Annotated in this window: 9 protein-coding genes; 7 read left to right on the plus strand and 2 right to left on the minus strand. The window is 36.7% G+C overall.

What is annotated here, in order from left to right; genetic code table 11:
• Positions 1–30 precede the first annotated feature (30 nt).
• Both ACP6L2_RS12615 and rsgA read right to left on the minus strand, forming a co-directional pair.
• Complete coding sequence (locus tag ACP6L2_RS12615) at positions 31–1839, minus strand: hypothetical protein (protein ID WP_440509720.1); 1809 nt, start codon at positions 1837–1839, stop codon at positions 31–33.
• Between the two features lie 70 nt (positions 1840–1909).
• Positions 1910–2830 (minus strand): ribosome small subunit-dependent GTPase A, encoded by a 921-nt coding sequence (rsgA, locus tag ACP6L2_RS12620; protein WP_440509721.1) that lies wholly within the window; start codon positions 2828–2830, stop codon positions 1910–1912.
• Between the two features lie 114 nt (positions 2831–2944).
• Here rsgA and polA point away from each other — a divergent pair, with 114 nt between their 5' ends.
• The 7 genes from polA (at position 2945) to ACP6L2_RS12655 (ending at position 12013) form a co-directional block, all read left to right on the plus strand.
• Entirely contained in the window at positions 2945–5749 is a 2805-nt protein-coding gene (gene polA, locus ACP6L2_RS12625) for a DNA polymerase I (protein ID WP_440509722.1), read from the plus strand.
• Between the two features lie 10 nt (positions 5750–5759).
• Entirely contained in the window at positions 5760–6872 is a 1113-nt protein-coding gene (locus ACP6L2_RS12630; RefSeq protein ID WP_440509723.1) for a toxin-antitoxin system YwqK family antitoxin, read from the plus strand.
• Between the two features lie 41 nt (positions 6873–6913).
• Positions 6914–7567 (plus strand): phosphatidylserine decarboxylase family protein, encoded by a 654-nt coding sequence (locus ACP6L2_RS12635; protein WP_440509724.1) that lies wholly within the window; start codon positions 6914–6916, stop codon positions 7565–7567.
• A 33-nt stretch (positions 7568–7600) separates the two neighbouring features.
• Complete coding sequence (locus ACP6L2_RS12640) at positions 7601–8626, plus strand: sensor histidine kinase (RefSeq protein ID WP_440509725.1); 1026 nt, start codon at positions 7601–7603, stop codon at positions 8624–8626.
• A 74-nt stretch (positions 8627–8700) separates the two neighbouring features.
• Positions 8701–9348, plus strand: coding sequence for a DUF47 domain-containing protein (locus tag ACP6L2_RS12645; protein ID WP_344675444.1), 648 nt, complete (start codon positions 8701–8703; stop codon positions 9346–9348).
• 30 nt (positions 9349–9378) lie between these two features.
• On the plus strand, positions 9379–10389 hold the full coding sequence (locus ACP6L2_RS12650) for an anion permease (protein WP_440509726.1): 1011 nt from the start codon (positions 9379–9381) through the stop codon (positions 10387–10389).
• 244 nt (positions 10390–10633) lie between these two features.
• Positions 10634–12013, plus strand: coding sequence for an OmpA family protein (locus ACP6L2_RS12655; RefSeq protein WP_440509727.1), 1380 nt, complete (start codon positions 10634–10636; stop codon positions 12011–12013).
• The last annotated feature ends 172 nt before the right edge of the window (positions 12014–12185 follow it).

The following is a 12185-nucleotide window of genomic DNA, read 5'->3' on the forward strand; positions in this document are numbered from 1 at the left end:
TCAAGGAATTGAAAACAGAAAAATAAGGTATTATTTTTCTTCCTGCTCTTCTTCTTTCTCTTTTTTCTTGAACAATCCTTTAAAGAAATTACCTGTTTTTTTGATGACGTTTTTGGATTCTTTACCCACTTCCTTCACATTCTCCGCCGCGCCCATAAGTTTAGCTTCTCTTTCTTTACTGATACCGGCTGTCTGTTTAATTCCTTCTAGTAAACTTTGCCATAAAGTTTTAAAGAAAGAGTGCTCCGCAACACGTGTATAGTTGATCTTACCAACATGATACTTTTCATTGGCATCCGGATTACTATCATTGATTAAGATGTTATTGACCACAAAAGAGAGAATACCCTTTTTGGTTTTACTCATATCTTCACCTGGTTTATTCAGCAAGTTTAATTTTAGGTGATCGTAATTAAATCGGAGGGATCCCCAGTTTTTGCGATCTGTACCTTGCATATCGAAACTTAAACTGCGAATATTACCTGATCCAATTTCCACATTCAATAATGGTCTCAAAATTTTATTGAAGGCAGTCGCATTCATCCCCCCTAAAGTTCCTTTATAAGTATGTTCTCCAGATTTGCTCAACATATCAAAACCAAACTGCACTTTTAATAATCCTGCATTCATAATTTTGGAGCTAAAATTAGCACGCATCCACCGATGGTCTTTTAAATAAAGACTGTCATTGGTCACATTGGTAATTGTTCCGCTGGCATTGTTAAATGTGATAATACCTTCCTGATGGAATTTGGAGCTGAATTCACCGTACAGGATATCAACATTATTAAGGAATACCGTATCGATATGTATAAGTTGTTTTACTTTTAGTAATTGTTGATGTGGAGATTTCCCAATTTTATTCGAGGTCTTTTTAGGATATCGTTTATCATTATATAAGGAAACCGATCCATTCTTTATCTGCACATTTTGAGCGATGGTTTGTTGATCGTCAATTACACGTTTGAAATCTAATTTTTCAAATCTTAGGGTATCAAACTTCATGACAGCCATAGTCACATTTTGGCCTTTACTTTTAAAGAATTGGCCTTTACTCATTTTTGGTCGGTATTCCACTTTTGTCATTAGGACATTTTGATCTTGGGTATTAATGGATAAGCGATCAAATTTGGCAATATAGAAGCCATTTGACAATTCATATTCAAAGCCCGGTACATCAACCTCCACCATTTTCGTATAAAATAGACGGGTTGTATCTTGGATGGACGTTTCATCGACTAGGACATCGTGCACTTTGATGGCTACACTGTCCAATTCGATATCGGAACTCTTTCCTTCTTCGATTTTGGAGAATTTGAATTTTACATTGTCAATTTTAATATCGCGAACATTCACCGAACTAAAAACATCTTTAATATTATCATAAAGGGTTTTTGTCTCTTTATTTGGCACAATGGTATCATTATAGGCATGATACTCACTAATCATGTGAATGTTAGGCGACTCAAAACTAATGTTCTTGATAAAAAGTTTTCTGTTTTTGATGACATCCCAAAGGTTAAAGCTTCTCACCTTTAATGCATTTAATTTGATATGGAAGCGGCTATTTGGTGCTTTTTTATCGAGCACCATCTTCTTATAAACAGCAGAATCAGGGATTAATTCGGCATTCTTTAGGGTTACATTTCCTAAAGTAATGTTCAAATCTAGGTCATCATATTTTAAAGTATAAAGGCCATTGGTAGAATTATGAACCACCTCCTTTAACTTCTCCTCCAACATGGGTTTCCAGTTTCTATTAAAATACCATCCGGCCACGAGAATGGCGATGATAATAACTGCAAAAATCCCAATAATCCATTTCCAAATTGGTTTCATATACTTATCAAACAGGTTTATTATTTTATAATACGTTCAATAAATACAAATAACGATGAATTATGTTTAACTAGTTGCGATTATTTTCGTTATTGTAGATGGAAATGTAACTTTCATAGCGGCTTGGTTCAATTTCACCAGATTCGAGTCCTGCTAGAACAGCACATCCTGGTTCATTAATATGCCTGCAATTATGGAATTTGCATTGATTAAGCAGTTTTCTCATTTCGGGATAATAATGCGATAGCTCTTGAGGTTCAATATCGACAATTCCCAATTCACGGATACCTGGAGTATCAATCAACTGACCACCAAAAGGCAAATCAATCATTTCAGCAAAGGTTGTGGTATGCTTTCCTTTATCAGACCATTCTGAAATAATTCCGGTTTTTAATTCTAAGCCGGGTACAATGGCGTTGATAAGCGTTGATTTACCAACTCCGGAGTGTCCTGATACTAAGGTTGTTTTATCTTTTAATAATTGGCGGAGTTCCTCAATGTGTTCACCTTTAAGTGCTGATACGGCATAACATGGATAGCCTAAGTTTTCATAGAGATCCATGTATTCGGCTAATATCTCTAAACCCTCGTCGGAGAACAGGTCTAATTTATTAAAGACCAATATCGCCGGAATGCTATAGGCTTCTGCAGTGACTAAGAAACGATCGATAAATCCGGTTGAGGTGGGTGGGGAGGCCAATGTAACGACCAAAATAGCCTGATCGAGGTTGGCTCCTATGATTTGTGTTTGTTTGGAAAGGTTGACTGAACGGCGGATGATATAGTTCCTTCTAGGTTCCAATTGGGTTATTACACCAGAATCCTGACCAGGTTCTAAATCAAAGTCTACGATATCTCCAACAGCAATAGGATTGGTTGTTTTAATGCCATGGGTTCTGAATTTACCTTTGATACGGCATTCATAGCTGTTCCCATGATCATCCTTAACCTGATACCAACTTCCTGTAGATTTCGTTACTATACCGCGCATATTAATTCATTGACGAATAAATGATTCTTACCTCAGCCACAAAAATGGAAAAAATTTGTTAATCTTTAGGTAGCTTGAATTTGTTAACTTTGTTATATAATAAATATTAAGAATTTGAAAAAGTTATTTCTTTTAGACGGGATGGCCCTGATCTATCGTGCTTATTTTGCTTTAAGCAAAACCCCAAGACTAACATCGTATGGTTTGAACACTGGGGCGATCATGGGTTTTACCAATACTTTGTTGGAAGTTTTGAATAACCAGAAACCTACACATATTGCGGTGGTTTTTGATACAGCAGCTCCTACTCAACGACATTTGGACTTTGAACAATACAAAGCACAGCGCGAAAGTATGCCAGAAGATTTAGCTGCTTCAATTCCTTATATATTCCGATTAATTGAAGGTTTTAACATCCCTATCATTACTATGGATGGTTATGAAGCGGATGATATCATTGGTACATTGGCCAAAAAAGGCGAGAAAGCAGGTTATCAAGTTTATTGTATGACGCCTGATAAGGATTTCGGACAATTGGTATCAGAGAATATCTTTATCTACAAGCCAGCCCGTATGGGAAATGGTGCCGAGGTATTAGGTGTTCCAGAGATATTGGAAAAATGGGAGATCAATAATGTACATGAGGTTATTGATATTTTAGGCCTCTGGGGTGATGCCGTGGATAATATCCCGGGTATCCCAGGTATTGGGGAAAAAACAGCTAAGAAATTAATTCAAGAATATGGTTCCATTGAAAACTTAATTGCCAATAGCGATAAGTTGAAAGGGAAAATGAAAGAAAATGTGGAGAACTTCGCCGAGCAAGGATTAGTTTCCAAGAAGTTAGCAACGATTCTATTGGATGTTCCTGTAGACTTGGAAGAGGAAAAATTACTATTGAAGGATCCTAGTAAGGATGCTCTTGAGCCTCTTTTCGTTGAATTGGAATTCCGTACTTTAGGAAAACGTGTTTTTGGTGATGGTTTTAACATGGCCGATAATGCGGCACCAAAAGGTGGGCAGATGGATTTATTTGCTATTCCTGCTGATGATTCCTTTAGCTCGAATGGACCAACTGAACTATTAGATGAGGAAGTTGGGACTTTAAATAGTCTAGAAAACACTACGCATACGTATATTCTTGCTGAACTGACAGGCGAACAAGAAAAATTAGTAGAGTTGTTAAATAAGCAAGATTCATTTTGTTTTGATACAGAATCCACCGGATTAGATGCTATTACCGCTGAATTGGTTGGTATGTCTTTTAGCTTTGAGCCAGGAACAGCATATTATGTGCCTGTATCAGCAGACCCAATTCAAGCACAAAATACGGTCAATCTCTTCAAGCCAATTTTTGAAAAAGAAAGTATTCAAAAGGTTGGACAGAACATTAAATACGATATACTCATGCTTTCCAAGTATGGTGTAGAGGTAAAGGGGCCATTGTTTGATACCATGCTGGCTCATTATTTAATTGATCCTGACACGCGCCATAACATGGATTACCTGGCAGAAACCTATCTAAAATATAGTCCAGTATCCATTACTGACCTTATTGGTGCCAAAGGTAAGAACCAAGGGAACATGCGTGATGTGGAATTAGTGAAAATCAAGGAGTATGCGGGTGAGGATGCTGATATTACTTTACAACTCAAACATAAGTTTCAGCCCTTATTGGAAGAAACTTCCACTTTAAAATTAGCTGAGGAAGTAGAATTTCCATTGGTTCAGGTATTAGCCAATGTTGAATTGAATGGGGTTAAAATTGATGAGCCTACTTTACAGAATTTCTCTAAAGAGATCGAGAAAGATGTAAAACGCTTGGAATCTCAGATATACGAAAAAGCAGGTGTAACCTTCAATATTGCTTCTCCGAAGCAGTTGGGCGAGGTACTATTTGATAAACTACAATTAGACCCGAAAGCTAAAAAGACTAAAACTGGTCAATACAAAACTGGTGAGGATGTATTATTGGCATTAGCTAATAAGTCAGATATCGTTCAGGATATTTTAGAATTCCGACAATTACAGAAGTTAAAATCGACTTATGTTGATGCATTGCCAACATTGGTTAACAAAAGCACTGGGTTGATTCATACTTCCTATAATCAGGCTGTCGCAGCTACAGGCCGATTAAGTTCGACTAATCCGAACTTGCAGAACATCCCTATTCGTACTGAAAAAGGCAGGGAGGTTCGTAAGGCCTTCATTTCAAGAGATCCATCATGGACATTATTATCTGCGGATTATTCACAAATTGAGCTTCGTATTATGGCTGAGCTTAGTAAGGATGTGAATATGCAGGAGGCTTTCAAACAAGGTTTAGACATTCACAAAGCTACAGCGGCAAAGGTATATGCTGTTCCTTTGGAAGAGGTTACTTCCGATATGCGTAGAAATGCGAAAGCAGTAAACTTTGGTATTATCTACGGTCAATCTGCATTTGGTTTATCGCAGAATTTAGGGATTTCAAGAAAAGAGGCTGCTGAGATTATCGATCAATATTTCAAGCAATACACCGGTATTCGTCAATACATGGGTGAGGTTATTGAGTTTGCAAAAGAGAATGGGTACGTGGAAACGATCTTAAAACGAAGACGTTATCTTCGTGATATCAATTCGGCGAACATGACCGTTCGTGGTTTTGCGGAGCGAAATGCTATCAATGCACCTATACAAGGGTCGGCTGCTGATTTGATCAAAATTGCGATGATCAACATCCAAGCAGATATTGAAGAGAAAGGTCTAGAAGGAAAAATGATCATGCAAGTGCATGATGAATTGGTCTTTGATGTTCCAAAATCTGAAGTAGCTGTTTTTAAAGAAATCATTGCCAACCGCATGAAATCGGCGATTCCAATGGGCGTGCCTATTGAGATTGAAATCGGTGAAGGTAATAATTGGTTAGAAGCTCATTAAAAAATTGAATATGCTGAGATCAGTATTCTTTTTATGTTTTATACTTTGTTCATCTTTTTCTATGCATGGATATGCACAGGAGAGCAAGCCTGTGTATTTTGAGAAAGCTGGAGACGATCGAATTCGATTTTATTATGATGCGGGCTATTATCTTGTAGATAAAAATTGTGAATTTAAACGGATAGAACGAGTAGCTTCATTTGACCCGAAAACCAGTTTGTTTATAGGACCATTTACTGATTTTAATCAGCAGGGACAGGTTATATTGGAGGGAGAATATAAACAAGGTATAAAACACGGTGTATTTAAGGCCTATCATGCGAATATGCAATTAAAATGGCAAGTTCGTTATGAACAAGGAGTAGCTGTGGGTGATTGGACGTTTTATTATCCCGATGGGAAGCCCATGATGATTATCTCCTATGATTCTGAATTTCCAAAGATTAGCTCCTTTTGGAATACTACGGGGTCGCAAATGATTCAAGAAGGCAATGGAAAATATGACTTCAAGATTCCCTACTTAGGGTTCAATCCATATGGGTTTCCATTTGTTCGATTAAGGGGCAACATTTCCAATGGCTATCCAGTAGGAAAATGGCGCATATACTTTGAAGACGATAAAGATATGGTTCTGGTTGGAGAGGAGTATTATGAGAAAACAGGGGTATTTGCTGAGGGATATGATTTATACACAGAATCCATTTATACCAATGCGAAATACCCTATAGGTCCAATAGAAGAGTTTTTCCGTGCTGAGGCTTTAGTGTCTAAAGCTTGTAATTATGATGAGCAAATCGACTTTACTAGCTATTTGGCTAAATCTTTTACGGATATTTTTAAAGGTGCAGAGGTGCCAAATTTCGGTTATTTTGATTTGAAATACACAATTCGCATACGGAAAGATGGTAGTGTGGATAATTTTGATCTTTTAAGTAAGACAGATCCACGTTTTGATAAATTATTTTTCCAAGCTTTAAGGAACATTCAAACCTATCCACCATCGTTTAAAAATGGGGAATACATTGATGATGAACTCACTGTTGAATTGAAGGCACAGCGTGCAGGTGATGGTTCTGTGGTCTTTCACAGTTTAAGTATTCATAGAAAAGAAGAGAATTCATAGGATTTCCCAAGTTTAATTTATATTTGAGCAAATTTTTAATCATGAAATTTCACAAAGAAGGGTATACCAGTTTAGCTTTAGTCGTATTATTTATTTTCGTACTACTGGCTATAGCACATTATTTTGACGCGGGAAAGATTGTTACTTGGTTAATTTATGCGGTATCAGCATTTTTATTAATTACGATTTTACAGTTCTTTCGCAGCCCAATAAAGAAGATCAGCCCAGATGAAGGGGTTATCCTTTGTCCGGCTGATGGTAAAGTGGTAGTTATCGAAGAAGCTGAAGAACAAGAATATTTTAAAGATCGCAGAATACAGGTTTCGATTTTTATGTCGCCAGTTAATGTGCATGTGAATAGAAATCCTATTTCTGGTATAGTATCCTTTTTCAAGTATCATCCAGGTAAATTTTTGGTAGCATGGCATCCAAAATCATCTACAGATAATGAACGCACTACAGTTGTTGTAAAAAGAGCGGATGGAATTGAAGTATTGTTCCGTCAGATTGCTGGTGCTTTAGCTAGACGTATTGTATGGTATGTTAAAGAAGGGCAACCTGTTCAACAGGGTGATGAATTTGGTTTCATTAAATTTGGTTCCCGTGTGGATTTATTCCTACCATTAGATGCAAAGGTGGAAGTTAATATTGATCAGAAAGTAGTGGGTGGAAAAACTATCATTGCACGGGTATAATATTATAGAAAATCGGAACAGCTATAAATAGGCATGAATTTCAGGTCGCTCATACTGATTATCAGTTTTGTGTTTTCCTTGGTCTTATCAGGGATGAACTTCTATTACGAGCGTGATTTCCCTACTTTCATTTTCTTATTAATACTAAGCTTTATTCTTTCCTTTTCCCTTTTGAACTATGTTTTTCAGAAGTTTGTTTATGAAAGAATTAAATCGGTCTATAAATTAATTCACAATCTTAAGTTAGGAAAAGAGCTTAAGGATGCTTTAGGCGACCATAAATCTGATGATCCAATTGGCGATGCCGAAAAAGAGGTTCGTGATTGGGCAAAACAAAAAGCATCAGAGATTGATCAATTAAAAGCACAAGAAAAATTTCGTAAGGAGTTTCTCTCCAATATTTCCCATGAATTCAAAACTCCTTTATTTGCTATACAGGGATATGTTGAAACCTTGCAAGATGGTATGCTGGAGGATAATCCAGAGATGGCTATTAATTTCTTAAATAAAGCTGCCCGCAATTTAGATCGATTGAGCTATTTGATTCATGATTTGGATGAGATAGCAAAATTAGAGTCTGGGGCGGTATTATTAGAGAAGGAGAAGTTTGATATTCAAGTATTGATCAAAGAGATAATTGATGATTTGGAATACAAAGCTTCTGAGCAAAATATTACCCTAAATTTCCAAACAAAGAATAACAATCCGGTTTTTGTTAAAGCTGACCGGAAGAAAATACAACAAGTACTAATCAACTTGATCGACAATTCCATTAAATATGGAAAAAGGAATGGTCAGACAATCATAAAAACTCATCCATTAATTGATCAGATCTTAATAGAGATTACCGATAATGGCTTGGGCATTGAGGAGAAAAACCTGCCACGTGTTTTTGAACGATTTTTTAGGACAGATAAGAGTAGATCACGGGACATAGGAGGTTCGGGATTAGGTTTAGCGATTGTTAAACATATTATTGAGGCCCATCAACAGAATGTTCATGTACGCAGTACAGAGGGCATTGGGACGACCTTTTCATTCACCTTAGAGAAGGTGTAGAAAAGGCTATTTATGAAAACTTAACATTAACTTAACATTAACTCCATATTTTTGCGCTATTAAAATTTAAAAGCATGTCTTTGAATAGCATTTTTCAATACTTTGTTCCTAAGGACAAAAAATTCTTCCCTCTTTTTGAGCAAGCTGGCTCAAATCTGATCGAAATGGCTAAGTTGTTAAAGGAGAGTGTACATACCACTGATTTACAACTTAGAAAAAACAACTCTAAATTATTAGAAGATTTAGAACACAAGGGTGATAACCTAACTCACCAAATACACCTAGAACTAGGCAAAAACTTCATTACACCTTTTGACCGTGAGGATATCCATGCCTTAGCAAGTTCATTAGATGATGTAGCAGATTTTATACACGGTGCATCCAATCGTATGGAATTATACAAGGTGGAGACTCCAAGCGAGCCAATGAAAGAGATTTCTAGTTTAATATTAGAAGCTACAGAACACGTTGCGAAAGCCTTATTTGAATTAAAAGACCTAAAAAACATCAGAAACATTACGGACTCATGCGTTCGAATCAATAGTGTGGAGAACAAAGCGGATTATATTTTTGATAAAGCAGTAGCTGATCTTTTCGAGTATGAAAAGGATGCCATTAACTTGATCAAGAATAAGGAAGTATTATCCGCAATGGAAGATGCAACAGACAAATGTGAGGATGTTGCGAATGTATTGGAAAGTATTTTGGTGAAAAACGCCTAATAGTTTCATTTAATCACCACAAATTTTACTATGATTACCACCTTATTAGTTGTCGTAATTGTGTTGGCCATTGCATTTGATTATATCAATGGGTTTCACGATGCTGCAAACTCGATTGCGACTATTGTTTCCACTAAGGTACTTACGCCATTTATGGCTGTACTCTGGGCGGCACTATTTAACTTCGTGGCTTATTTTGTGTTTACAGATCATAAAGTAGCTAATACGATCGCCAAAACTGTTATTGAACAATTCATCACCTTAGAGGTGATTTTCGCAGGCCTTGTTGCGGCCATTTCTTGGAACTTATTTACCTGGTACTATGGAATCCCATCCAGCTCCAGCCACACCTTAATCGGTGGGTTTGCCGGATCAGGAATGGCTTATGCCGTATTTCAAGGTATTAATCCTATCGAAGCAATCAACCTAAGTGCAACCTTAAAGATTGTATCTTTTATCATCTTTGCTCCTTTAATGGGTATGATTATTTCCATTATTATTACTTTAATTATTATCAATATCTGTAAGAAAGCTAGGCCTGCAGTAGCTGAGCGTTGGTTTAAAATCTTACAGTTGGTGTCTTCAGCGGGATTAAGTTTTGCCCACGGAGGTAATGATGCACAGAAGGTAATGGGTATTATCGCGACAGCATTAATCGCTCAAGGACTAATTGGCAGTTTTGAGGAAATGCCAGAATGGGTACCATTAGCATGTTACGCGGCAATTGCTGCAGGTACGATGAGTGGAGGTTGGAAGATTGTTAAAACCATGGGTACCAAAATCACAAAGGTTACTCCATTAGAAGGTGTGAGTGCGGAGACTGCGGGTGCTATTACTTTAGGTATTACGGAACATTTTGGTATTCCAGTTTCTACTACACACACCATTACCGGATCAATTATCGGGGTTGGTGTTGTGAAGCGCGTATCGGCAGTTCGCTGGGGTGTTACAATTAGTTTGCTATGGGCATGGATATTAACTATACCGGTTAGTGCGATATTAGGAGGCTTAACTCTGGCGGTTATTCATTACATCTTGTAGTAAAAAGGCTACATTGCCAAGTTAGCAGTGCATTATTTATCGAATTAGAACAATGTTTTTCTAAAAAATTTGCGTTATATATTGTTTAATAGTATTTTTACGCAGAAAAAGTTGGGCTTAGCGTATAAAAAATCAGCTTTTTACAATTTAACATTTTTTGGCATCGTTATTGTTAAGTTATGTTAAATTGATTTTTGAACAACTAGAAACAATTAAAAATTTTAATAACCTTAAAAAAAAGAGTATGAACTATTCTACAATTAAAAAAACAGCTATCGCAGCATCTTTAGTAGCCGCATTAGGTTTCGCAGAGACTGCACAAGCACAAACTCCAACCGTATTTGGTGGTAGAGGTCAATACAGAACTTGGTCAATTGGATTACAAGGTGGTATCACTACTCCTAATACAGTTTTAGGTGGATCTAACCCATTCGGACAAAAAGTTGGATACTTCCAAAATAAAGTAGGTGAATATTATGGATTAACTATCCGTAAACAATTCTCTCACTTATTTGGATTAGAGTTAGAAGGTAACCGTGGTCGTATCAAAACTTACAACCATGATTTATCAGGTCCTGCTTCTGAAGGTATTCACGGTGCACAATCAGTAAACGTAGATGTAAACTGGGCAGCTAGCTTAAATGGTGTATTCCAATTAGGTACTATCGACTTCATGAGAAGAGAAAACGCTGTTAACTTCTACGCTAAAGTAGGTATGGGAGTATTAGCAAGTAACCCTGTACAATACTCTGACAACGATTTCCAAACTGTAGCTCATGATCCAAAAGGAACTTGGGGAGAAAACATCTTCGGAGACCGTGAAAACAAAGGAGATAAAGACTACAAATTAAGTGGTTTCATTCCAGTAGGAGTTGGTGTTAAATTCAAATTATCAGAAGTTGTTGCCTTGAACTTAGGTTACACAATGAACTTCACTGATGATAACAGATTATACGGACCAGCAAGAGTTGACTACAAAGGTAAATTTTCTAACATCTATGGTGGTTTAGAATTCACTTTAGGATCACGTGATAAAGAAAGCTTAACTTTCACTAACCCAGTTGCTACATTGTACGACGAGTTGAAAGACCCTTCATTACGTAACGAAGTTGAAGCATTGAAACAACGTGTATCTACTTTAGAAGGTACTGTTGATCAATTAGCTAAAGATTCTGATGGTGACGGTGTATCTGATAAATTCGATAAATGTCCAGGAACTCCTGCAGGTACTGTAGTTGATGGTTCAGGATGTCCTATCAAATTCCCAGAGCAACAATTAGTTGACAACGGAACTACTTCAGGATACTTTGCTCCAATTCAATTCGAATTTGATAGCTCAGTATTAAAAACTGAATCTTACGCTACTTTAGATAGATTAGCAAAAGAATTGAAAGATAACAACGCTACTGTAACTTTAGATGGTTATGCATCAGAAGAAGGTACTGAAGCTTACAACTTGAATCTTTCTAAAGACCGTGCTAACGCAGTTAAACAATACTTAGTAAACGCTGGTGTTTCTGCATCTAGCATCACAGCTACAGGTTACGGAGAAGCTAATCCAGTTGCATCTAACGCTACTGAAGAAGGAAGAATCCAAAACCGTCGTGTTGAGATCAAAAAATAATTATTAGAAATAATAATTAACATATTAAAAGAGCCGGTTTATCGACCGGCTCTTTTTTTTATTAATAAAAATTTACTTTCCTAAGTACTGTTAGTCATAGGATTGTGGATATGTTGAAAATAATTTAAGACAAGACAATTTAATATTTACTATTTTCAACATGAGAATAATG

Source organism: Sphingobacterium lactis, assembly GCF_051951495.1.
Classification (GTDB): domain Bacteria; phylum Bacteroidota; class Bacteroidia; order Sphingobacteriales; family Sphingobacteriaceae; genus Sphingobacterium; species Sphingobacterium lactis_A.